The organism is Streptomyces sp. NPDC032940 (assembly GCF_040636935.1).
Classification (GTDB): Bacteria; Actinomycetota; Actinomycetes; order Streptomycetales; family Streptomycetaceae; genus Streptomyces.
Window position 1 is genome coordinate 113,371 of sequence record NZ_JBEZVJ010000003.1, and the last position, 21,175, is coordinate 134,545.

At 72.7% G+C, this 21,175-nt stretch carries 22 protein-coding genes and 1 tRNA gene; 9 read left to right on the plus strand and 14 right to left on the minus strand.

Annotated features, from left to right (window positions below; translation table 11 throughout):
* Positions 1-95 precede the first annotated feature (95 nt).
* The 5 genes from AB0E77_RS05475 to AB0E77_RS05495 all read right to left on the minus strand — a co-directional run bounded on the left by AB0E77_RS05475 (position 96) and on the right by AB0E77_RS05495 (position 3,721).
* A complete protein-coding gene (locus AB0E77_RS05475) occupies positions 96-833 on the minus strand; it encodes a nucleotidyltransferase family protein (RefSeq protein WP_361565895.1) in 738 nt (245 codons plus the stop codon).
* Positions 834-892: 59 nt separating this feature from the next.
* The gene (locus AB0E77_RS05480) at positions 893-1,348 is read right to left on the minus strand and encodes a hypothetical protein (RefSeq protein WP_361566668.1); all 456 of its coding nucleotides are present in this window, start codon (positions 1,346-1,348) and stop codon (positions 893-895) included.
* Between the two features lie 263 nt (positions 1,349-1,611).
* Positions 1,612-2,748: a diacetylchitobiose ABC transporter ATP-binding protein MsiK gene (gene msiK, locus AB0E77_RS05485; protein ID WP_361565898.1), complete on the minus strand. Its 1,137-nt coding sequence runs from the start codon at positions 2,746-2,748 to the stop codon at positions 1,612-1,614.
* Between the two features lie 161 nt (positions 2,749-2,909).
* Positions 2,910-3,440 (minus strand): hypothetical protein, encoded by a 531-nt coding sequence (locus AB0E77_RS05490; protein WP_361565901.1) that lies wholly within the window; start codon positions 3,438-3,440, stop codon positions 2,910-2,912.
* Positions 3,437-3,721 (minus strand): helix-turn-helix domain-containing protein, encoded by a 285-nt coding sequence (locus AB0E77_RS05495; protein ID WP_361565903.1) that lies wholly within the window; start codon positions 3,719-3,721, stop codon positions 3,437-3,439. Before AB0E77_RS05495 ends, AB0E77_RS05490 begins: the two co-directional genes overlap by 4 nt.
* A 181-nt stretch (positions 3,722-3,902) precedes the next feature.
* Between AB0E77_RS05495 and AB0E77_RS05500 the strand changes: the two genes are divergently transcribed.
* Positions 3,903-3,976, plus strand: a tRNA-Thr gene (locus tag AB0E77_RS05500).
* A gap of 48 nt (positions 3,977-4,024) precedes the next feature.
* Here the strand turns inward: AB0E77_RS05500 and AB0E77_RS05505 are convergent.
* Complete coding sequence (locus AB0E77_RS05505; RefSeq protein WP_361565906.1) at positions 4,025-4,906, minus strand: aminoglycoside phosphotransferase family protein; 882 nt, start codon at positions 4,904-4,906, stop codon at positions 4,025-4,027.
* Positions 4,907-5,034: 128 nt separating this feature from the next.
* Between AB0E77_RS05505 and AB0E77_RS05510 the strand changes: the two genes are divergently transcribed.
* Positions 5,035-6,441 carry an FAD-dependent oxidoreductase gene (locus AB0E77_RS05510; RefSeq protein ID WP_361565909.1) on the plus strand — a complete coding sequence of 469 codons (1,407 nt, stop codon included), beginning with the start codon at positions 5,035-5,037 and terminating at the stop codon, positions 6,439-6,441.
* 23 nt (positions 6,442-6,464) lie between these two features.
* Here the strand turns inward: AB0E77_RS05510 and AB0E77_RS05515 are convergent, their stop codons facing one another.
* A complete protein-coding gene (locus AB0E77_RS05515; protein ID WP_361565912.1) occupies positions 6,465-7,967 on the minus strand; it encodes an MFS transporter in 1,503 nt (500 codons plus the stop codon).
* Positions 7,968-8,031: 64 nt separating this feature from the next.
* On the minus strand, positions 8,032-9,012 hold the full coding sequence (locus AB0E77_RS05520) for a zinc-binding dehydrogenase (RefSeq protein WP_361565915.1): 981 nt from the start codon (positions 9,010-9,012) through the stop codon (positions 8,032-8,034).
* A gap of 157 nt (positions 9,013-9,169) precedes the next feature.
* Between AB0E77_RS05520 and AB0E77_RS05525 the strand changes: the two genes are divergently transcribed.
* Entirely contained in the window at positions 9,170-9,862 is a 693-nt protein-coding gene (locus AB0E77_RS05525) for a pentapeptide repeat-containing protein (protein WP_361565917.1), read from the plus strand.
* Between the two features lie 27 nt (positions 9,863-9,889).
* Here AB0E77_RS05525 and AB0E77_RS05530 read toward each other — a convergent pair whose 3' ends face one another.
* On the minus strand, positions 9,890-10,390 hold the full coding sequence (locus tag AB0E77_RS05530; RefSeq protein ID WP_361565920.1) for a hypothetical protein: 501 nt from the start codon (positions 10,388-10,390) through the stop codon (positions 9,890-9,892).
* 66 nt (positions 10,391-10,456) lie between these two features.
* Between AB0E77_RS05530 and AB0E77_RS05535 the strand changes: the two genes are divergently transcribed.
* On the plus strand, positions 10,457-11,404 hold the full coding sequence (locus tag AB0E77_RS05535) for a bifunctional GNAT family N-acetyltransferase/NUDIX hydrolase (protein WP_361565923.1): 948 nt from the start codon (positions 10,457-10,459) through the stop codon (positions 11,402-11,404).
* A 31-nt stretch (positions 11,405-11,435) separates the two neighbouring features.
* On the opposite strand, the gene AB0E77_RS05540 is transcribed toward AB0E77_RS05535, so the two are convergent.
* Complete coding sequence (locus AB0E77_RS05540) at positions 11,436-12,845, minus strand: M1 family metallopeptidase (RefSeq protein WP_361565926.1); 1,410 nt, start codon at positions 12,843-12,845, stop codon at positions 11,436-11,438.
* Positions 12,846-12,965: 120 nt separating this feature from the next.
* The gene (locus tag AB0E77_RS05545) at positions 12,966-13,535 is read right to left on the minus strand and encodes a heme-binding protein (protein ID WP_361565928.1); all 570 of its coding nucleotides are present in this window, start codon (positions 13,533-13,535) and stop codon (positions 12,966-12,968) included.
* Between the two features lie 253 nt (positions 13,536-13,788).
* Between AB0E77_RS05545 and AB0E77_RS05550 the strand changes: the two genes are divergently transcribed.
* Both AB0E77_RS05550 and AB0E77_RS05555 read left to right on the plus strand, forming a co-directional pair.
* Positions 13,789-15,009 carry a sensor histidine kinase gene (locus AB0E77_RS05550; RefSeq protein WP_361565931.1) on the plus strand — a complete coding sequence of 407 codons (1,221 nt, stop codon included), beginning with the start codon at positions 13,789-13,791 and terminating at the stop codon, positions 15,007-15,009.
* The gene (locus AB0E77_RS05555) at positions 15,006-15,668 is read left to right on the plus strand and encodes a response regulator transcription factor (RefSeq protein WP_361565934.1); all 663 of its coding nucleotides are present in this window, start codon (positions 15,006-15,008) and stop codon (positions 15,666-15,668) included. Before AB0E77_RS05550 ends, AB0E77_RS05555 begins: the two co-directional genes overlap by 4 nt.
* A gap of 59 nt (positions 15,669-15,727) precedes the next feature.
* Here AB0E77_RS05555 and AB0E77_RS05560 read toward each other — a convergent pair whose 3' ends face one another.
* Entirely contained in the window at positions 15,728-16,303 is a 576-nt protein-coding gene (locus AB0E77_RS05560) for a TerD family protein (RefSeq protein ID WP_159534128.1), read from the minus strand.
* 182 nt (positions 16,304-16,485) lie between these two features.
* Here AB0E77_RS05560 and arfB point away from each other — a divergent pair, with 182 nt between their 5' ends.
* Entirely contained in the window at positions 16,486-16,923 is a 438-nt protein-coding gene (arfB, locus tag AB0E77_RS05565; protein ID WP_361565936.1) for an alternative ribosome rescue aminoacyl-tRNA hydrolase ArfB, read from the plus strand.
* A gap of 21 nt (positions 16,924-16,944) precedes the next feature.
* Here the strand turns inward: arfB and AB0E77_RS05570 are convergent, their stop codons facing one another.
* Together AB0E77_RS05570 and AB0E77_RS05575 are read right to left on the minus strand one after the other, a co-directional pair.
* A complete protein-coding gene (locus AB0E77_RS05570) occupies positions 16,945-17,415 on the minus strand; it encodes a GNAT family N-acetyltransferase (protein WP_361565939.1) in 471 nt (156 codons plus the stop codon).
* 48 nt (positions 17,416-17,463) lie between these two features.
* Positions 17,464-18,063: a flavin reductase family protein gene (locus tag AB0E77_RS05575; RefSeq protein WP_361565941.1), complete on the minus strand. Its 600-nt coding sequence runs from the start codon at positions 18,061-18,063 to the stop codon at positions 17,464-17,466.
* A gap of 347 nt (positions 18,064-18,410) precedes the next feature.
* Between AB0E77_RS05575 and cdgB the strand changes: the two genes are divergently transcribed.
* Both cdgB and AB0E77_RS05585 read left to right on the plus strand, forming a co-directional pair.
* Positions 18,411-20,072 (plus strand): diguanylate cyclase CdgB, encoded by a 1,662-nt coding sequence (cdgB, locus tag AB0E77_RS05580; RefSeq protein ID WP_361565943.1) that lies wholly within the window; start codon positions 18,411-18,413, stop codon positions 20,070-20,072.
* 119 nt (positions 20,073-20,191) lie between these two features.
* Complete coding sequence (locus AB0E77_RS05585) at positions 20,192-21,172, plus strand: carbohydrate-binding protein (RefSeq protein WP_361565946.1); 981 nt, start codon at positions 20,192-20,194, stop codon at positions 21,170-21,172.
* Positions 21,173-21,175: the final 3 nt, after the last annotated feature.

Below are 21,175 nucleotides of genomic sequence, written 5' to 3' on the forward strand. Positions count from 1 at the left end.
GGAACACCGCTCCAGGGCACGTACGGCGACGGGTCCCGCACGTCATGTGCGGGACCCGTCGCCGTACGGGATCGGCGGCTCAGCCGGGCAAGGGCTCAGCGGCCGGACAGGGCCGCCAGTTCTCGGGACGCCTCCGTCAGGTCCTTCGCGGTGTCGATCGCCCGCCAGTAGGAGCCCTGGGGGATCGGGAAGCCGGCCAGGCGGTTCTCGCGGGCCAGGCGGGGGAACGTCGTGCGCTCGTGGTCGCCGCGCTCCGGGAGCATCTCCGCGAACTCGGGCGAGAAGACGTAGACGCCCGCGTTGATCTCGAAGGTCGACGGGGGTGCCTCTATGAAGTCCGTGACGTGTCCGAAGCCGTCCGTCTGCACGGCGCCCCAGGGCAGCCGGGGACGGGCCAGGGCGAGGGTCGCCACGGCGTCCCGCTCGGCGTGGAAGTCGGCCATGTCGCGCAGCGAGAAGCGCGTCCAGATGTCGCCGTTGGTGGCGTACCAGGGCCGGTCGGGGTGGGGCAGGTGCGCGGCGGCGTACTTGAGGCCGCCGCCGCGGCCGAGGGGCTCGGGCTCCACCACGGTGGTGACGGAGAGCGGCAGGTCCGCGGTCTCCAGCCACTTCTGGAGCACCTCGGCGAGGTGGCCGCACGAGACCACCACGTCGGTCACGCCCTCCTCGGCGAGCCAGGCGAGCTGATGGCCGATGATCGGGGTTCCGGTGCCCGGGATCTCGACCATCGGCTTGGGCCGGTCGTCGGTGTAGGGGCGCAGACGGGAACCCTGCCCGCCGGCCAGGACGACGGCTTGAACGGGGCGGCGGGACGCGGCGTTCGGATCGGTCATGACCCGAACTGTACGTGGCGTCCCGCCGGCCCCGTGGGGGAGATCGGCCCTGGGGCCGTTCAGCGGTGCGCGGCCAGCACGCCCGAGGCGAAGGCGGTGTCGCAGACGGGGCGCGCGTACGACTGGGCGCGCGTCGGACCGTAGACCTTGACGGCGGCGCGGCCGAGGGCGCGGGCGATGGACGCGCAGTGCTTGGCCAGCGACGGGCGGTCGTTCACGGCCTGCTGGAGGTGGGTGAGGGCGACGCCCGGGTCCTCCTCCTGAAGCTCGGTCAGCAGCCGGTCGCGCAGCACCTCGTGCGGAGCGCGGGACACGGCACGCGTGGAGGCCCCGGCGGCGGAGGCGTCGGACGCGGTGAGCACCGAGTTCGAGGGGTCCCCCGACCAGTTGACCCGGGTGACCGCGAGGGTCCCGGAGAGCACCAGGACGACGGGCAGGACGAAGGCGAGAGAACGGCCGATCCGGCGGGCGGGGCCCCGGCCGCTACGCGTCTGCTGGGAGGCGGAGTGCTTCACGGAGTGCTTCACGCGAGTGAGGGTAGCGCCCGGTGATGATTTGGCGACATTTAGTCACCGGTACGGGTGACATGAAAGGGGCGGGGAATGGGTAGCGCGTTGACGCACGGTGGTCGAAACGTCCGTTGTGTCGGGGTATTTATCGACATCGAAAAGGGCCCCGCAGCAGGTTGCGGGGCCCTTCGCGGCGACGCGGGGGTGATTCACCCGTGCCGGGGACGTCCGTCCCCGGCACGCGGTCGGATTCCTCGGCGGGCCGCTGCTCAGTCGGAGAGGCGCGCGCCCGTGGAGGACGAGAACACGTGGAGCTCGCCCGGCCGCGGCACGACGTGCACGGTCGCGCCCTTCTCCGGCACCGCGCGGCTGCTGACGCGGACCACGAGGTCCTTCGTCTCGCCGCCGACCTCGACCGTGCCGTAGATGTAGCCGTCGGCGCCGGTCTCCTCGACGACGTTGACCGAGACCGCGAGACCGGCCGGGGCGTCCGCCGAGTCCTTCGACAGGGTCTTGGCCGCGCCGCCGTTCAGCTCCACGACGTCGAAGTGCTCGGGGCGGACGCCGACGGTGACCGTGCGGTCGCCCTTGTCGGAGGCGGCCTTGAGGGCGTCGCGGTTGACCGGGACGACGCTGTTGCCGAACTTGACGCCGCCGTCGGTGATCGGGACCTCGACCAGGTTCATGGCCGGGGAGCCGATGAAGCCGGCGACGAAGAGGTTGGCGGGCTTGTCGTACATGTTGCGGGGGCTGTCGACCTGCTGGAGCAGGCCGTCCTTGAGGACCGCCACACGGTCGCCCATCGTCATGGCCTCGACCTGGTCGTGGGTGACGTAGACGGTGGTGATGCCCAGGCGGCGCTGGAGCGAGGCGATCTGCGTACGGGTCGACACACGGAGCTTGGCGTCCAGGTTGGACAGCGGCTCGTCCATGAGGAACACCTGCGGCTCACGCACGATCGCACGGCCCATCGCCACACGCTGGCGCTGACCGCCGGAGAGGGCCTTCGGCTTGCGGTCCAGGTACTCCGTGAGGTCGAGGATCTTCGCGGCCTCCTCGACCTTCTGCCGGATCTCCGCCTTGTTGACACCGGCGATCTTGAGCGCGAAGCCCATGTTGTCGGCGACCGTCATGTGCGGGTAGAGCGCGTAGTTCTGGAACACCATGGCGATGTCCCGGTCCTTCGGCGGCAGGTGGGTGACGTCGCGGTCACCGATGCGGATGGCGCCGCCGTTGACGTCCTCGAGCCCCGCGAGCATGCGGAGCGAGGTGGACTTGCCGCAGCCGGACGGGCCGACCAGGACGAGGAACTCGCCGTCCGCGATGTCGATGTCGAGACCGTCGACGGCGGGCTTGTCGGAACCCGGGTACACGCGGGTCGCCTTGTCGAACTGGACTGTGGCCATGATGAATGGGCCCCCTTCTACCGGCAGGAACGTGCCGGACGATCCGTTGTAGGAAGGTGGTGTGGTGTAGTCCACACGGGTGAACTGGTTCAGGACGGTACCCGGCGTTCACCTGATCTGTCAGCACCTGCGGGCCTGTGAACTTCGCGGATCTTTTCGCATTACCGCCGCAACAGGCGCGGATGACCGATCTTCGTACCGTCGTCGAGAGTGACCAGTGACGCCAATCCCACGTCGACACCTACCGCCTTCGGCTCCCGGGATCCCGGGACGAAGGCGGCGGGCAAGGGCGGAATGCGTTCCTCCACCAGCGCCGACACGAAATACCGCCCGGCCCGGTCCCGCGTGACCGACAGCCGCACCGGAAGCACCCCGGGCGGCAGTGCCCGTGACCAGCGGACATCCAAAGGCTCCGACTGCTTGGCCAGGATGATCAGCCCCGTACCCGGCCGTTCCGGATCCTCGGCCCAGCGGAATCCGGTGCGCACATAGACCGCCGTGTCCCGCGACCGGCCCTTCCTCTTTCGCTTCGGGTACTTCGTCCGCCCCGCGAAAAACCGGCCGAACGCCTGGTCCAAGTGCCGCAGGGACTGCTGCAGGACCGTCGACGACACCTCCTTCAGCCACGCCGTCTCCTCGGCCTGCTTCCAGCCCGTCAGCGCCCGGCAGGTCTCCGCGAAACCCACGTTCACCCGGTGCCGCTCCCAGGCCCCTGACCGCAGGCCAGCCCTTCGTTGTAGACCCACCGGCAGGCGCCGAACGTCCGCTGCAACTGCCGCGCCTGCTCCTCGGTCGGATAGAAGCGGAAACGGTAGAGCCGGTGGTGTGTATCCGGATCCTTGGCATGGCCCTTCAGCGCGGTCGCCTTGCGTGCCTGGTGCTTGCGGCGGTCGTCGATGCCGAGGGTCTCCCGCTTGATACGTGCGGCTTCCGCGCCCTGCACTGCTTTCGGCTTGTCGGCCGACTCCTCCATGGTTTCCCCCTCCCCCCGAGGTCTGATCTTCAGAACAGCACGTCAGACCGATCAACGAACTGGTGCGCGGGTGGGTTACGGGCGGATGGGGAGACGTGTGGGGTGGTCAAGTTCGTGGCTCAGGGGAACGGGGCCTGTGTACAGTGGAGCCGCCTGCGCGTACGGCATTGTTATGCGCGGTGCCTCCTTAGCTCAGATGGCCAGAGCGGGGCCCTTGTAAGGCCTAGGTCGTCGGTTCGAATCCGACAGGGGGCTCTTTCGGTGAACGGCCCCCGCCTTTGGCAGGTGGGGGCCGTTCCGTGTTCAGGCGTGCCGTAGCAGGTGGGCGATCTCCAGTTGGGGCTGTTCCAAGGGGTCCTCGTCCTCCACGTTCCACAGGAGGTTCTGGAGGACGCGGGCGAGGGTCCAGGCGCGGGCGCTTTCGCGGTTCAGGGCGAGGGTGTCGGTCAGGGCGTCGAAGCGCCACCGGGTCTCGGCCGGGTCGTAGCGGTTGTCGAGGGCGGGGAGCAGGTCGAAGCCGGGGTCGCCGGACAGGGGTTTGGGGTCGATGGCGAGCCAGGGGGCGCGGCCGGAGGCGAGGACGTTCTCGTAGTGCAGGTCCCAGTGCAGGAGGCGGTCGCCGGGCTCGTCGGCGACCTCGCGCAGGGCGGCGGCGCAGTCGGCGACCAGGCGGCGGGCCCCGGGGTCGGGGATGCGGGCCAGGGCCCGGGGCGTGTGGTCCAGCATGGCCCGCGCGATGTCGCCGAGGCTGCGCAGGCCGGGCGGGGCGGGGGTGGCGGTGAGGCGGGCGAGGAGCCGGGCGATGACGAGGACGGCCTCACGGGAGTCCTCGACGTGGCTGAGCATGCGGGCCGGGTCGAGGCGTTCCAGCAGCAGGGTGCCGGTGGTGGGATCGTGGTCGAGGAGGCGTACGGCTCCTTCGCCGTCCCACAGGCGGAGGGCGACGGGTTCGCCCTCCGACTCCTCGTCGAGGAGCTGGAGCTTGAGCGCGGCGGGGGTGCCGTCGCCGCGGACGACGGGCAGGACCAGGGCGGCCCAGCCGTGCATCGAAGGGCCGTCGAGGCGCAGGTCCCAGCGGTCGAGGAAGCCGGCCGCCAGGTCGGGCAGGGCGTCGATGAAGGCGCGGCCCGCGTCCCCGTTGCACTTCGCCTGGGTGGCCGCGAGGGCGTCCGGAACGTCGATCATGTGAGGTGACGGTACGGGGGCGGGCGGTCCGGGTGCGTGGTTTTTCCGCTGCGCCGGGGTCCGTGGTGGCGAAAGTCCACGGAATCCGAAGCAGACAACCGCCCTTCACCAGGGCTAACGTCCTTGCCATGAGCAGCCCGAGCAGCGGCGTCGTGAACGGTGGCATCTCCTACTGGTACGCGGACGACGGTCTCCCGGCGGTGCGGGAGCCGCTCGCCGGGGACGCGTCGGCGGACGTGGTGATCGTCGGGGGCGGATACACGGGACTGTGGACGGCGTACTACCTGAAGAAGGCGGCGCCGTCCCTGCGGATCACGGTGCTGGAGCAGCGGTTCTGCGGTTACGGCGCCTCCGGCCGCAACGGCGGCTGGCTGTACAACGGCATCGCGGGCCGCGACCGGTACGCGAGGCTGCACGGCCACGAGGCGGCGGTGCGGTTGCAGCGGGCCATGAACGACACCGTGGACGAGGTGGTCCGGGCCGCCGCCGAGGAGGGCATCGACGCCGACGTCCACAAGGGCGGGGTGCTGGAGGTGGCGTGCACGCCCGCGCAGGCGGCGCGGCTGCGGGCGTTCCACGAGGCCGAGCTGGCGTTCGGTGAGAAGGACCGGGAGCTGTACGGGGCCCGGGAGACGGCGGAGCGGATCAGGGTGGCGGGCGCCGTCGGGTCCACGTGGACGCCGCACGGGGCGCGGCTGCATCCGGTGAAGCTGGTGAAGGGGCTCGCGGCGGCCGTCGAGCGGCTCGGGGTGACGGTCCACGAGTCGACGCCGGTGACGGAGATCCGGCCGCGGCGGGCGGTGACGCCGTACGGCACCGTGCGGGCGTCGTACGTGCTGCGCTGCACGGAGGGTTTCACCGCCTCGCTCAAGGGCCAGCGGCGTACCTGGCTGCCGATGAACTCCTCGATGATCGCCACCGAGCCGCTCTCGGACGCGCAGTGGGAGTCGGTGGGGTGGGAGGGCCGTCAGACGCTGGGCGACATGGCGCACGCCTACATGTACGCGCAGCGCACCGCCGACGGCCGGATCGCGCTGGGCGGGCGCGGGGTGCCGTACCGCTTCGGTTCCCGGACGGACAACGACGGGACCACGCAGGCGGCGACGGTGGAGGCGTTGCGGGAGATCCTGGTGCGGTTCTTCCCGTCCCTGGCCGGGCTGCGGATCGAGCATGCCTGGTCGGGGGTGCTGGGGGTGCCGCGGGACTGGTGCGCGACCGTGACCCTGGACCGGGGCACGGGGCTGGGCTGGGCGGGCGGGTACGTCGGGTCGGGGGTGGCCACGGCCAATCTGGCCGGCCGCACGCTGGGCGATCTGGTCCGGCGGGACGCGGGTGAGGGCGGGGAGACGGAGCTGACCGGTCTGCCGTGGGTGGGGCACCGGGTGCGCCGCTGGGAGCCGGAGCCGCTGCGCTGGCTGGGTGTACAGGGCATGTACGCCGTGTACCGGGAGGCGGACCGGCGGGAGCGTACGACGCACAGCGCGTCGTCGTCCCGGCTGGCGCGGCTGGCGGACCGGGTGGCGGGGCGGCACTGAGGGCTGCCGGGCCGCCCTTCGGCTCAGCTCACCGGTTCCGGTACCCGGTCGTCGGCCGGGGTGCCGTGTTTCGGGGCCTTGGCCGTGACCATGAGGCCCGCGACGAGGCCCGCCAGCAGCATGATGCCGGCGGCCAGCCAGATGGCGACGGTGTAGCCGTGGACGATGCCCTCCCTGACGGTCTCCTCCCGCCGGGTGGGGTCGGTGAGGTGGGAGGTGATCCAGGAGGCGCTGGTGCTGGTGGCGACGGTGTTGAGCAGGGCGGTGCCGATCGAGCCGCCCACCTGCTGCGAGGTGTTGACCGTCGCCGAGGTGACGCCCGCGTCCTGCGGTGCGACGCCGGCGGTGGCGGTGGAGAAGACCGGCATGAAGGTCAGGCCCATGCCGAGGCCCATGAGGAGCAGCGCGGGCAGGATCTCGCCGGCGTACTCGGAGTGCACGGTCATCTGGGTGAGGATCACCATGCCGCCGGAGGCGAGGAGCATGCCGGGGACCATCAGCATGCGCGGGCCGACGTGGGGCAGCAGCCGGGCGGAGATCTGGGTGGAGCCGATGACGATCGCGGCGGTCATGGGCAGGAACGCCAGGCCGGTCTGCACGGGGGAGTAGTCGAGGATGACCTGGAGGTAGTAGGTCATGAACAGGAACAGCCCGAACATGCCGATGACGGCGAGCATCATGGTCAGGAAGCAGCCGGCGCGGTTGCGGTTGCGGATGATGTGCAGCGGCAGCAGGGGCACCGGTGCGCGGGTCTGCCACCACACGAAGACCGCGAGGAGGACGACGCCGGCGGCGAACAGCGCCAGGACGAGCGGGTCGGTCCAGCCTCGTGGCTGTGCCTCGCTGAAGCCGTAGACGAGGGCGACCAGGCCACCGCAGCCGAGGATCACGCCGGGGACGTCGAGGCGGACGTCGGTGTGGCCGGGCCGGTCGTGCAGGAGGACGAAGGCGCCGATGACGGCGAGGGCGGCGATGGGGATGTTGACGTAGAGGCACCAGCGCCAGTTCAGGTACTCGGTGAGGACGCCGCCGACGATGAAGCCGACGGCGGCGCCGCTGCCGGCGAGTGCGCCGTAGATGCCGAAGGCCTTTCCGCGTTCCCTGGGGTCGGTGAAGGTGGTGGTGAGCAGGGACAGCGCGGAGGGTGCGAGGACGGCGGCGAAGACGCCCTGGAGGGCGCGGGCGCCGAAGAGCATCGACGGGTTGACGGCGGCGCCGCCGATCGCGGAGGCGGCGGCGAAGCCGATCAGGCCGATGACGAAGGTGCGTTTGCGTCCCACGCGGTCGGCGATGCGTCCGCCGAGCAGCAGCAGCCCGCCGAAGGCGAGGGTGTAGGCGGTGATCACCCATTGGCGGTTGCCGTCGGACATGCCCAGGTCGCGCTGTGCGGAGGGCAGCGCGATGTTCACGATCGTCGCGTCGAGGACGACCATCAGCTGGGCCAGGGCGATCACCACCAGCCCCCACCAACGGTGGGGGTCGGCGTCCGCGGCGGCGGTTCCCTCACCTGTCCGGGTGGCACTCATTGGGCCAGAAGACCATGAATCGGGACGTATCGCATCCCGTTCCGTCTCGTGTCCGCGGGGCGCGTCAGGGTTCCAGCACCACCTTCCCGGTCGTCCCCCGGTTCTCGAGGGCGCGGTGCGCGTCGGCGGCCTCGGCGAGCGGGAAGCGGTGCACGGCGGGGCGGAGGCGTCCCTCGGCGGCCTCGGCGAGGGCGCGCAGTTCGAGGGTGCGGACGGGGTCGGGGCCGCCGGCCTTCCGCATCATCACCGGGCCGAGCACCTGCTCGGAGACACCCTCGACGAGGTAGGGCTCGCCGTCGTGCAGGCCCTTGCCCGACCAGCCGAAGACGAGGTGCCGGCCGCCGGGCCCCAGGAGCGCGACGGCCTCGCGGGCGACGTCCCCGCCCACGCCGTCGAAGACGACGGTCGCCGCCCTGCCGCCCAGGCGGGCGCGGACCTCGTCCGGCCACTCGGGGTCGGTGTAGTCGACGGCGAGGTCGGCGCCGCCGGCCGCGACGCGCGCGGTCTTCGCGGGCCCGCCGGCCAGCCCGACGACGGTGGCCCCGGCGTTCTTCGCGTACTGCACGAGCAACGTGCCGATGCCGCCCGCGGCGGCCGGGACGACGGCGACGGAGCCGGGGCGGAGGTCGGCGAACTGGAGGATGCCCATCGTCGTGCGCCCGGTGCCGATCATGGCGACGGCTTCGGCGAAGTCCAGGGTGTCCGGGATCTCGTGGAGGCGGGCGGCGTCGACGGCGGCCAGTTCGGCGTATCCGCCGGGTGCGAAGCCGAGGTGGGCGACGACCGGCCGGCCGAGCCAGTGCTCCGGGGTGCCCGCGCCCAGGGCGTCGACGACGCCGGCGACCTCGCGGCCGGGGATCGTGGGCAGGGCGGGCGGCTCGGGTGCGGGGCCCCGGATGCCCTCGCGCAGGGCGGTGTCCAGCAGGTGGACGCCCGCCGCGCGGACGGCGACGCGGACCTGGCCGGGGCCCGGTCGGGGGTCCTCGGCCTCTTCGAGGACGAGGTTCTCGGCCGGGCCGAAGGCGTGCAGACGGATGGCGCGCATGGTGGTTCCCCCAGGTGAGGCTCGTGGTCCGGTTCTCGGTCGCGTGAGGTTCGTGGTCCGGGGCCCACTCAACGACCTCAACCATGCTCGAGGTCAAGCACCTTCGGCGCCGGCGCGGGTGGGGGCCGTTGTCAGTGGCGGGGTGCAGCATGGGGGCATGGCGAGGAGAACGGCGGGTGGCGGCGGTGGCACGGCGGTGCGGGCGGTTCGGCGCCCCGAGGTGCGGCTGCCGGCGCTGGAGCCGTACGACGGCGGAGCACTGGAGCCGGACGGCGACTACGACGGGCTGGAGTTCCTGGAGGCGGACCTCGCCGGACAGGACGGGGCGGGCGCCCGCTTCATCGACTGCGCGCTGACGGGGTGCGTGCTGGACGAGACGTCCCTGCCGCGCGCCCGGCTGCTCGACTCGGTCCTCACGGGCGTACGGGGTGTCGGCACGGATCTCGCCGAGGCCACCCTGCGCGACGTGGAGCTGGCCGACGCCCGGCTCGGCGGCACGCAGTTGCACGGGGCGGTGCTGGAGCGGGTCCTGATCCGCGGCGGAAAGATCGACTTCATGAATCTGCGGCGGGCGCGGCTCAAGGACGTCGTCTTCGAGGGCTGTGTCCTGGTGGAGCCGGACTTCGGGGGCGCGCGTCTGGAGCGGGTCGCGTTCGTGGGCTGCGCGCTGAAGGGCGCGGACCTCGGCGCGGCGACCCTGACGGACGTCGACCTGCGCGGCGCCGCTCCGCTGGAGCTGTCCCGGGGCGTGGACCGGCTGTCGGGGGCGGTGATCAGCCCGGCCCAACTGCTCGACCTGGCCCCGGTGCTGGCGGCGGAGCTGGGGGTGCGGGTGCTGGCGGAGGAGTAGGGCCGGCGCTGTCCGCCCGGATCGGCTTCAGGCGATGCGGGGGAAGCGGGACTGGAGGGTCCAGATCGCCGGGTTCTCCGCCAGGTCCTCGTGCATGTCCGTGAGGTCGGCGATCAGGTCGTGGAGGAAGTCCCGGGCCTCCCGGCGCAGTGCGGTGTGCGAGAAGGACAGCGGCGGTTCGCTCGTCGGCAGCCACTCCGCCTCGATGTCGACCCAGCCGAAGCGGCGTTCGAACAGCAGGCGGTCGGTGGACTCGGTGAAGTCCAGCTCGGCGTGCTGCGGCCGGGAGGCGCGGGAGCCCGCCGGATCGCGGTCGAGCCGCTCCACGATGTCGCACAGCGCCCACGCGAAGTCCAGCACCGGGACCCACCCCCAGGCCGTGGAGATCTCCTGGTCCTTCCTGGTGTCGGCGAGATACACGTCCCCGCAGAACAGGTCGTGCCGCAGGGCGCGGACGTCCGCGCGGCGGTAGTCGGTCTGCGGCGGGTCGGGGAACCGGGTGGAGAGGGCGTAGCCGATGTCGAGCACGCAGGTGATGGTGTCATGGCCCGGAACCCGGGCCCACGCGGCACCGTGCCGGGTAGGTTGCCCCGTGTGATCATCACGCCGCTCACACTCGCCCCCGACCACGACATCCCGGGCCCGCTCCTGACCGAGCTGACGGCCCTCTACGCGTCCCACCGCGCCTTCCACGCCCTCAGCGGCGACTTCCCCGACCCCGACGACATCCGTCCGGAGCAGGTGGCGGCCGCGCTGGCCGACGAGCTGGCACTCCCCGGCACGGAGGTCCTGCTCGCCCGGGACGCGGGCCGGCTGGTCGGGATCGCGATCACCCTCGCCCGGCACCCCGACCCGGCCGACCCCGATCCGTGGATCGGCCTGCTGATGGTGGACGCGCACCTGGTCCGCAAGGGCTGTGGCAGGCGGCTCGCGACCCTGGTCGAGGACCGCTTCCGGGCCGCGGGCCACGCCGGTCTGCGGCTCGCCGTCCTCGACGGCAACAGCGACGCCCTCGCCTTCTGGACCGCCCTCGGCTACGAGACCGTCGCCCACCGCCGGGACCTGCGCGCCGACCGGCCCTGCACGGTGCTGCGCAAGGCGCTGCGCACCCCGCGCCGCGCGGCCCGTGTCGTCGTGCTGGACCCCGACGGCGCGGTCTTCCTCCTGCGGTACGACAACATCGAGGTCGGCGTGTACTGGTCGGCGCCGGGCGGCGGCCTGGAGGCGGACGAGAACCCTCGCGAGGGCGCCCTGCGCGAACTGCGGGAGGAGACCGGCTGGACGGACCTGGAGCCCGGCCCGCTGCTGTGCACCTGGGAGCACGACTTCACCCACCTGCACGAGGGCCCGGTCCGCCAGCACGAGCACATCTACGTCGCCCACGGCCCCCGGCGCGAGCCCACCGGACCCGACCTGGCCGCCGAACACGCCGCGGACGGCATCCTCACCTGGCGCTGGTGGAGCCGCGCGGAACTCGCCGAGGCGTCCGAGGCGCTGTGGCCGCCGGACCTGCCCCGGCTGCTCGACGCGTTCGAGGGGTGAGGCGGCGGTCCGCGCCGCCGGCGGCCCCGCCTCAGGGGCGCTCCGGCTTCCCGTCCCCGTACAGCCAGTCGTCCCAGATCTCCGTGAAGTCCTTGCCGGGGGCCGCCTTCTCCACGAACGCCGTGAAGTCGTCGGTGTCCGCGTTGCCGTGGCGGTGGGCGGCGGCCCAGTCGCGCAGCAGGGCGCGGAAGGCGTCGTCGCCGACCGTCTGCCGGATACGGTGCAGCACCATGGCGCCGCGCTGGTAGACCGGGCTGTCGGAGATGTGGGCGGCGTCGGAGGGCTTGCCGGGCGGGAACGCCCACACGGCCTCGTTCGCCGCCTCGTCGTCGAAGTAGGTGCCGTCGTAGAGCCCGTCGAAGATCTCCTGGGCGGTCTCGCCGCCGTGGTCCTCCGTCCACAGCCATTCCGCGTAGGTGGCGAAGCCCTCGTTGAGCCACATGTCGCGCCAGGTCTTCGGCGTGACGGAGTCGCCGTACCACTGGTGGGCCAGCTCGTGGACGAGGGTCTCGGTGTCGGGGGCGCCGGGGAAGTAGGGCCGGGTCTGGGTCTCCAGGGCGTAGCCGGCATCGTCCGGGCGGTCGACGATCGCGCCGGTGGAGGAGAAGGGGTACGGGCCGAAGAGGTCCTGCTCCCACGTCATGATCGCGGGGATCCGGGCGAGGACCGCACGGCTCGCGGCAGCCTGCTCCGGGTCGACGGCCGTGTACACGGGCAGGCCGTCGTCGGTCTCCGAGCGGCTGATCCGCCAGTCCCCGACGGCGATGGTGGCGAGGTAGCTCGCCATCGGCTCGGCGGTGTGCCAGCGGAACGTCGTACGGCCGCCCTCGGTCGTCTCGCCGGCCGGCTGCCCGTTGGAGACGACCCCGTAGCCCTCGGGGACGGTGACCGCGATGTCGTACGCGGCCTTGTCGGAGGGGTGGTGGTTGCCGGGGTACCAGGCCATCGAGCCGGTGGGCTCGCCGAGTCCGACCGCGCCGTCCTCGGTGGGCAGCCAGCCCTCCTCGGAGTCGTCCGGGTCGGTCACGGTCTCGGGCTCGCCGGAGTAGCGGATCCGCACGCGGAAGGTCTCGCCCTCGTCCAGCTCGTCCGGCGGGCGGACGGTCAGCTCCTGCCCGGCCCGGTTGAAGCGGGCCTCCCGGCCCTCCACGGTGACCTTCTCGACGTCCAGGCCCTTGAGGTCCAGGTTGAAGGCGGACAGGTCCTGGGTGGCGCGGGCGGTGATCGTCGCCGTGCCGGTGATGTGCTCGGCGTCGGGGTCGTAGTCGAGGGCGAGGTCGTAGTGGCCGACGTCGTAGCCGCCGTTGCCCGCCTTGGGGAAGTACGGGTCGCGTACGCCCGCACCGCCGGGGGAGCCGTCGACGCCGCCACCGCCGCCGCTGCTGCATGCCGCGAGGGCGGTGGCGGTGACGGCGGTGACGAGCAGACGGGTGAGGCGCACGCGGTGATCCTATGGGGCGTTTCACGTGAAACGCCCGCCATAACCGGCCGTCGGCCTTGCCGGAACCGGCCGCCGGCCGCCCGGACCCGGAGGCCGGCGGCCGGGGGCCGGGGGCGGTCGCTAGCGCAGCGCCTCCGCGCCCGCCTGCGCGAACTTCTCGTCCAGGGCGCCGGACGGGGCTCCCGCGACGCCGATGCCGGCGATCGGCGCCTTTCCGGCGGTGACCGGGACGCCACCGCCCAGGAACAGCGTGCCGGGGATGTCCTTGAGGTTCGGGGCGTTCTCCAGGCGGCCCTCCAGCTCGGTGGTCGTGGCGTTCCAGGAGACGGCGGTGTACGCCTTCTTCACGGCCGACTCGTACGACTGCGGGCCGGCGCCGTCCCCGCGCAGGGTGAGGATCGTGTTGCCGTTGCGGTCGACGACGGCGACCGAGACGCGCTGCCCCTCCTTCGCCGCGGCCTTCAGCGCGGCCTGGGCGGCCTCGGTGGCGGCGTCGGCGGTCAGGTGCGTGGTGGTCGTGGTGTCGCCCTTGCCGGCCGCGGCGGCGGGGGCGGCGGTCGCGGCGGAACCCTGGGCGGACTCCGGCGCCGAGGCGTTGGCCGCCACCGTGCCGAAGGTGCCCGCGGCGACGGCGGCGAGGACGGCGCCGCCGGTGGCGATACGGGCGCGCCGGGAAAGGGTCTTCTTCATGGTGGATGCTCCTCGGGTCGGGGCGGACGGTCCGCGTCGAGGCCCCTGCGGGCCGCTTCCGTCCTTCTGCTCTCCACCCTCCGCCCGGCACCCCGGGTGCCCGGTCGCCGTTCCGGCTGCTCCCCCGCGACGGAACGGGCGACGGCGGGGTCGTCCGATCGGCTGACCCGTCCACCGTCCGGGCAGGTCACCATGGGAGTGAACGTGCTGCCCGGCGTGGAAGGACACAGCGGTGGAGAGGAGTCGTGCGCGGATGCCCAAGCCCTACGACCCGGACACCCGGTGGCTCGGTGCCGTCCTGCACGCGGCGTTCTTCCTGCTGCTCGGCGGCGCCCTCGCCCGCTTCCTGCTGCGCCACCCCGGCGAACCCCGCACCCCCTGGATCATCGCCCTGTCCCTCGCCCTCGCCGCGCTGCATCTGCTCGGGCCCGTGCTCAGCGGCGCCGGCGCGCGGCCCACCCGGCGGAGCCTGGCCTGGCTCGGTGCGGTGGTCGCGGTGTGGATGGTGCTCGTCGTCCTCGCGCCCAGCTTCTCCTGGTGCGCCGTGCCCCTCTTCTACACCGGCCTGCGGACCCTGCCGGCCCGGGCGGCGCTGGTGCTGGTGACCGTCCTGACGGTGTTCGTCGTCGCCGCGCAGCTGAGGCTCGCCGGGCGCTTCGACCCGAACCTGCTGCTCGCGCCGCCGGCCGTCACCGCCATCGCCACGGCCGTGTTCCTGCACACCGAACGGCAGGCGGAGCGGCAGCGGGCCCTGATCGACGACCTGATCCGCACCCGCCGCGAACTCGCCGCGGCCGAGCGCCGCGAGGGCACCCTCGCCGAACGCCAGCGCCTGTCCATGGAGATCCACGACACCCTCGCCCAGGGCCTGTCCAGCCAGCGGATGCTGCTCCAGGCGGCGGAGCGGGTCTGGGAGTCCGACCCGGGCAAGGCCCGCGGCCACGTCCGGGGCGCCGCGTCCGTCGCCGAGCACAATCTCGCCGAGGCCCGCCGCTTCGTGCACGACCTCGCCCCGGCCGACCTCGCGCGCGGCGGCGGCCTCGTGGCGGCGCTGCGCGCACTGGCCGAGCGGGAGACCGGGGACCACCTCACCGTGCGGGTCCACGTGGACGACGGCGGCCGGGCCCCGCTGCTGCCCGACCGCGTCCAGTCGGCCCTGCTGAGGATCGCCCAGGGCGCCCTGGCCAACGTCCGGGAGCACGCCGGCGCCGCCACGGCCGCGCTCACCCTCACCGTCCTCGACGACCAGGCCGTCCTGGACGTCAGCGACGACGGGCACGGCTTCGACCCGGCCGCGCAGCCCGGCGCCCCGTCCGGGGTGCGCGGGCACGGACTGCCCGCGATGCGCGCCCGGCTGCGCGGGCTCGGCGGCACCCTGACCGTCGAGTCCGGCCCCGGCGAGGGCACCGTGCTGTCCGCCGCCGTCCCCCTCGACCCGCCCGGCCCGGCCGACCCGCAGGAGGCACCCCGATGACCGGACCGGCCGCCCCGGGCACCACCGCCCCGGCCCCCGTCCGCATCCTCGTCTGCGACGACCACGTCGTCGTACGCGCCGGACTGCTGGCCCTGCTCGACAGCGCCCCCGGCATCGAGGTGGCCGGCGAGGCCGGCACCGGAGAGGAGGCGCTCGCCCTCGCCGCGCGGCTGGCACCCGACGTGGTGCTGATGGACCTTCAGCTCGGCGAGGGCATCGACGGGGTGGAGGCCACGCGCCGCCTCACCGCCGGCGACGGTCCCTCCCCGCACGTCCTGGTGCTCACCACGTACGACACCGACGCCGACATCACCCGGGCCATCGAGGCCGGTGCGACCGGCTATCTCCTCAAGGCCGAGCGTCCCGAGGAGCTGTTCGCCGCGATCCACGCCGCCGCACGCGGCCGTACGGCGCTGTCCGGGCCGGTCGCCAGCCGGGTCATGGCCAACATGCGCAGCCCGCGCCCCTCCCTCACCGACCGGGAGCGCGACATCCTGGCCCAGCTCGCCACCGGGCTCGGCAACCGGGAGATCGCCCGGGCCCTGTTCATCAGCGAGGCGACGGTGAAGACCCATCTGCGCCGCATCTACGACAAGCTGGGCGTCGACACGCGTGCGGGAGCGGTCGCGGTGGCGAAGGAGCAGCGGCTGCTGCCGTGACGCCGAAGGCCCCCCGGGGGGGCCGGGGGGCCTTCGTACGGCCAAGGGGCGGGCGGACGTCAGACGTTCACGCCGAAGTCCTGGGCGATGCCCGCGAGGCCCGAGGCGTAGCCCTGGCCGACGGCGCGGAACTTCCACTCGGCGCCGTTGCGGTAGAGCTCGCCGAAGACCATCGCGGTCTCGGTGGCCGCGTCCTCCGACAGGTCGTAGCGGGCGATCTCGGCGCCGCCGGCCTGGTTGACGATGCGGATGTAGGCGTTGCGGACCTGGCCGAAGTTCTGCGAGCGGTTCTCCGCGTCGTAGATCGAGACCGGGAAGACGATCTTGTCGACGTCGGCCGGCAGGGCGGCCAGGTTGACGTTGATCGCCTCGTCGTCGCCGGCGCCCTCGCCGGTGCGGTTGTCACCGGTGTGGACGATCGTGTTGTCCGGGGTCTGCTTGTTGTTGAAGAACACGAAGTGGGCGTCGGAGTAGACCTTGCCCTGCGTGTTGACCGCGATCGCCGAGGCGTCGAGGTCGAAGTCCGTGCCGGTGGTGGTGCGGACGTCCCAGCCGAGGCCCACGGTGACGGCGGTCAGGCCCGGAGCCTCCTTGGTGAGCGAGACGTTGCCACCCTTGGACAGGCTTACAGCCATTGTTGGGAGTCCCTTCCCTCGTGTGCGTACGGCAAGAAAGCTACAGCTACCCCCATGAACGACGAGAGGGGTACGCAAGGTTCCAGCTCTCTTTACTTTCTTTACCGAATCGGGGCGGAAGGCCGGGGCGAGGGCAGGGACCGGGGATATTCGGGTGACGCGGGGCGCCCGGGGGCGGGACCATGGACGGCATGTCCGGTCCCCATGTCATCAGAGGCTCCGTCTCGCTTCCCGAGGCCGAGCTCGTCTGGCGTTTCTCGCGTTCCTCGGGGCCGGGCGGGCAGCACGTCAACACCACGGACACCGCCGTGGAGCTCCGCTTCGACCTGGCCCGCACCGAGGCGCTGCCCGAGGTGTGGAAGGCGCGGGCGCTGGAGCGGCTGGCGGGGCGGCTGACCGACGGGGTCGTCACCGTGCGCGCCTCCGAGCACCGCTCCCAGTGGCGCAACCGCGAGACCGCCGCGGTGCGTCTCGCGGCGCTGCTCGCGGAGGCGACCGCGCCGCCGCCCAAGCCGCGCCGGCCGACCCGCATCCCGCGCGGCATCAACGAGCGGCGGCTGCGGGAGAAGAAGCAGCGGTCCGAGACCAAACGGGGGCGCTCCGCGCGGGACTGGGGATGACCGGGCGGCGCCGGGGCGCGGTCAGTCCAGCGCCAGTACGCCCACCGTCTCCTCCTCGGCCTTCTCGCCGTTCGGGCGGAAGCCGAGGCCCAGGTAGAAGTTCTCGGGGCCGTGCTCGCCGGGGTGCCAGGTGACGAAGCACTCCTTGCCGCCGCGGCGCCGGATCTCCGCGGACACCGACTCCACGGCGAAGCGCCCGTAGCCCCGGCCCTGCTCGTCGGCGGCGATGTTCAGGCGCCACAGGCCGGAGCGCAGCGCGCTGCCGTCGTCGTACCAGTCGATGCCGAAGAAGCCCATGAGGAAGCCGACGGGACGCTCGCCGTCGACGACCAGCCGGGGCCATGCCTTCTCGGGGTGGACGTAGGCCTCGGCGAGGGACTTCACCACCGGGGAGACGGCGAACTCCTGCTCGGGGCGCACGCGTATCGCGAGGGCGGCCTCGATGTTCGCGGGGGTGATCTTCTCCAGGCGGAGCGTGGTGCTGGTCGTCATGCGCGCACCCTAGGCGGGTGCCCGGGCGCCGGACGAGCGAATTACCGCTCAGCCCAAGTGCCGGTACCGCCCGCGGAAGTACGTCAGCGGCCCGCCGTCCGCGCTCGGCACGGCGGCGGTCAGGACGCGGCCGATCACCAGGGTGTGGTCCCCGGCCGGTATGCGCTGCTCGGTGCGGCACTCCAGGGTCGCCAGGGCACCGCCCACCAGCGGGGACCCGGACACCTCGCCCCGCACACAGGGGATGTCCTCGAACAGGAGCCGGTCGCTGACCCGCCCCTTCATCGCGAAGCGCCCCGCGATGTGCCGCTGGCTCTCGGACAGGACGGAGACCGCCCACACGGGCTGCTCGTCGAGCAGGTCGTCCATGCGGGAGCCGGCGCGCAGGCTGACCAGGACCAGCGGCGGGTCCAGGGACACCGACATGAACGCCGTGGCCGTCATCCCGACGTCCTCGCCGCGCGGCGCACCCGGATCGTCGGGGTCGAGCGGCGGCTCCTGCGCGGTCACCAGGACCACGCCCGAGGCCAGCCGGGACATGACGGCGCGGAATTCGTCGTTGCTCACCCCTTCAGCATGCCCGCGGGCCGGCGACGGCAGCGAGAAAGCGGAAGGAGCGGGGGACGCGAGCGGGGGAGTGTTCGGCACCCCGCCACGCTAATCGCCGGGCCGTCGGCCGGGCATCGGCCCCCGGCCCGAACCGGGACCTAGGACCGGCCTAGGTCCCCGGGACCAGGCGTCGGCGGCGGCCGGGACCGGGCTCGGGGAAGTCGTGCGCATGCCCACAAATTTTGCGTTCAGTAAACGCACGCGGAAAACGCAGAATCACCACCCAATTGTTCATCTTTAGCTGTGACTTGAGTCACAAGGGACATTAATTGTTGACCCTGTGTACCGAGTGGGCAGCGCGCTGTGATTCAGTGGCGGAAGCTGGTAAGGACGATACGCCGAAGAGAACCCTTGATTCGCTGCGAGGTCTCGGGGGGAGGGCGAGCATGGAGACCGAGTCGGAGCCCTACGTCCGCCTTGCCTCCCTGCGGCAGCTGCATCAGGTCATGGCCGACATGAACACGGCCCGCAGCCTGGCGGACACCCTGCAGACCGTCGCCGACGGCGTCGTCCAGGCCCTCGGGTACGAACTGGCGTGCGTCAATCTCGTCCGCCCCGACGGCGACCTCGTCGTCGCCGCCTTCTCCGGCAACCAGGCCGCCGAGGCCCTGATCACCGGCCGGGCCGGGTCCCGCGAGTCCTGGGAGCGCCGCCTCGGCATGGGCGAGCAGTGGGGCGACCTGATCTTCATACCCCACACCGAGGGCTGGATCCTCGACGACGACGACGTCCCCCAGTGGTACACCGACGGGCCCGCGCCCCGCTTCGAGGACGAGTGGCACCCCTCGGACCGCCTCTTCGCCCCCATGTACGCGCCGGGTCCGCAGGGCAGCGGCAACAGCGGCGAACTGATCGGCGTGCTGTCCGTGGACCGCCCCCGCAACGGCCGCCGCCCCGGCGCCTGGGGCCGCGAGGCCCTGCAGATGTACGCCTTCCAGGCCGCCATCGCCATCAGCAACGCCCGCCTCCGCTCCAACATGCAGCGCGCCCTGGTCCGCCTCGAACGCGACCAGCAGGCCCTCAGAGCGAGCGAGGAGAGCTTCCGGCAGGCCTTCGAGTACGCCCCCTCCGGCATGGCCATCGCCGAGATGGGCGGCGACCAGCACGGCCGCATCCTGCGCACCAACGACGCGCTCTGCCGCCTCCTCGGCCGCCCCGCCTCCGCGATGCGCCGCTACGCCTTCTCCGACCTCGTCCACCCCGAGGACATCGGCACCCTGCTGCGCACCTCCGCCGAGGGCGGCCGGGCCGAGCTGCGCCTCGGGCGCCGCGACGGCACGTACGTGTGGGTCTCCCTGCGCAACAGCGTCGTCGCCGACGCCGCCGACGGGCCCCGCTTCCTGCTGACCCACGTCGAGGACATAGAGGAACGCAAACGCCGCGAGCTCCAGCTCGCCCACCGCGCCTCCCACGACTCCCTCACCGGTCTGCCGAACTCCGCCGAGCTGCGCGCCCGGCTCGCCGCCCGGCTGTGCCGGCGACCCCAGTCCCCGCACGCGGCGGTGGCCGACGCGATGGACGCGGCCTACGGGCACCCCGTCACCGACTCCGGGGGCCACACCTTCGACTTCGGCTCCGGCGCCGACCCCTACGGGGCCTACGACCACCATGTGCACACGGTCGCCCCCGGCAGCGGCCGGGACGACGGCACCAAGGGGCTCGCGGTCCTCTTCTGCGACCTGGACGGCTTCAAGTCGATCAACGACCGGTTCGGGCACAACGCGGGCGACGCCGTCCTCATCGAGGTCGCCCGCAGGCTCGGCGGCGGGGTGCGCGACGGCGACACCGTGGCCCGGCTCGGCGGCGACGAGTTCGTGATCCTCGCCGACGGACTCGGCCGGGCCGACGCCGAGGACCTCGCCGTGCGGCTGCGGAACGAGATCATCCAGCCGATCCGGGCCGAGGGACGGGCGGTCCGCGTCGGCGCCAGCTTCGGCATCGGGTGGGCCCACTGCGGCATGACGGCGGACGAAGTCCTGAAGTCCGCCGACGAACGGATGTACGTAGAGAAACGATCTCGTCCCAAACAGCACCGACGTGCCGGATGATCCCCAGCTCAGCGTGCTGATGCGGTCCGAGTCACCCGTTCGGGTCAGTGGGAGCAGGTAGGCTCGCCCTCTCACCACCTGTACCGCAAACGCACCGCACCTGGTTAGGAGACCTAGGGATGACGCCCGGCAACAACGGCGCGAGCACGCCCGAGGACGACGACCCCTTCGGCTACCTGTACGCCGACGGGCAGGCCAACGGAGCCCAGCCGCCGTCCGGTGGCTACGGCTACCCGAACTCCGTCAACCGGGTGCGTCCCGTCGGCACACGGCAGTACGGGGCGCCGCAGGGCCAGTCCGCCCCGACCGCCGCGTACGGCCAGGCGGCCCCGCCGCAGCAGGGCGCCTACGGTCCGCAGCAGGGCGCCTACGGCCGGCCGAACGCGCACTACGCCGCGCCGGAGACGCTGCCGGGCGGCGCCCCCACGGCCTCGCAGCAGCCGTCCCACGGCGGGGGCGGCGGACGCCGCGGCCCCAACACCAAGGGCCTGCTGATCGGCGCGGTCGCCGTGGTCGCCGCGGTCGTCATCGGCATCGCCGTGGCCATGACCAGCAGCGGCGCGGACGACGACAAGGGCGGCGACGAGGCGGGCGGCAACACCACCCCGACCCAGTCCGAGAGCACCGACCCCAGCCCGTCGGCGAGCAACAGCGCCGAGGAAGAGGTGAAGCTGCCGTCGGCCCAGGCCGGCCAGCTCCAGCTGTCGCCCGGTGTGGCGACCGCCTCGGATGTCGAGGGGGCCGAGTCGGACGGCGGCGCCTATGTGACCGGCCTCAACCAGCCCGGCGCCTCGGTCACCTGGACCGTCGACGGCATCCCCGAGGACGGCGCCTACACCCTCTTCGCCCGCTACAGCGCGGCCGGGGAGGACCAGTCGATGACCCTCACGGTCAACGGCAAGCCGTTCGGCAGCAAGATGAACCTGAGCAACTTCGCGCACGCCGCGGACGGCGACTTCGCCAAGGGCTGGACCAAGACCTACGCCTGGCCCACGCTCAACAAGGGCACCAACACGATCACGCTGTCCTGCGGGGACGGCGACAAGTGCAACGTCCTGCTGGACCAGTTCTCCCTGAAGAAGGGCAACGTCAAGGACTAGCGG

Excerpts from the sequence above, each read along its gene's own strand:
- AB0E77_RS05560 (WP_159534128.1), bottom strand. The coding sequence starts at position 16,303 with ATGGCTGTAAGCCTGTCCAAGGGTGGCAACGTCTCGCTCACCAAGGAG.
- AB0E77_RS05525 (WP_361565917.1), top strand. The coding sequence starts at position 9,170 with ATGGCGAGGAGAACGGCGGGTGGCGGCGGTGGCACGGCGGTGCGGGCG.
- AB0E77_RS05585 (WP_361565946.1), top strand. The coding sequence starts at position 20,192 with ATGACGCCCGGCAACAACGGCGCGAGCACGCCCGAGGACGACGACCCC.
- AB0E77_RS05505 (WP_361565906.1), bottom strand. The coding sequence starts at position 4,906 with ATGATCGACGTTCCGGACGCCCTCGCGGCCACCCAGGCGAAGTGCAAC.
- cdgB (WP_361565943.1), top strand. The coding sequence starts at position 18,411 with ATGGAGACCGAGTCGGAGCCCTACGTCCGCCTTGCCTCCCTGCGGCAG.
- AB0E77_RS05550 (WP_361565931.1), top strand. The coding sequence starts at position 13,789 with ATGCCCAAGCCCTACGACCCGGACACCCGGTGGCTCGGTGCCGTCCTG.
- arfB (WP_361565936.1), top strand. The coding sequence starts at position 16,486 with ATGGACGGCATGTCCGGTCCCCATGTCATCAGAGGCTCCGTCTCGCTT.
- AB0E77_RS05555 (WP_361565934.1), top strand. The coding sequence starts at position 15,006 with ATGACCGGACCGGCCGCCCCGGGCACCACCGCCCCGGCCCCCGTCCGC.
- AB0E77_RS05570 (WP_361565939.1), bottom strand. The coding sequence starts at position 17,415 with ATGACGACCAGCACCACGCTCCGCCTGGAGAAGATCACCCCCGCGAAC.
- AB0E77_RS05515 (WP_361565912.1), bottom strand. The coding sequence starts at position 7,967 with ATGAGTGCCACCCGGACAGGTGAGGGAACCGCCGCCGCGGACGCCGAC.
- AB0E77_RS05495 (WP_361565903.1), bottom strand. The coding sequence starts at position 3,721 with ATGGAGGAGTCGGCCGACAAGCCGAAAGCAGTGCAGGGCGCGGAAGCC.
- AB0E77_RS05545 (WP_361565928.1), bottom strand. The coding sequence starts at position 13,535 with ATGAAGAAGACCCTTTCCCGGCGCGCCCGTATCGCCACCGGCGGCGCC.
- AB0E77_RS05475 (WP_361565895.1), bottom strand. The coding sequence starts at position 833 with ATGACCGATCCGAACGCCGCGTCCCGCCGCCCCGTTCAAGCCGTCGTC.
- msiK (WP_361565898.1), bottom strand. The coding sequence starts at position 2,748 with ATGGCCACAGTCCAGTTCGACAAGGCGACCCGCGTGTACCCGGGTTCC.
- AB0E77_RS05520 (WP_361565915.1), bottom strand. The coding sequence starts at position 9,012 with ATGCGCGCCATCCGTCTGCACGCCTTCGGCCCGGCCGAGAACCTCGTC.
- AB0E77_RS05510 (WP_361565909.1), top strand. The coding sequence starts at position 5,035 with ATGAGCAGCCCGAGCAGCGGCGTCGTGAACGGTGGCATCTCCTACTGG.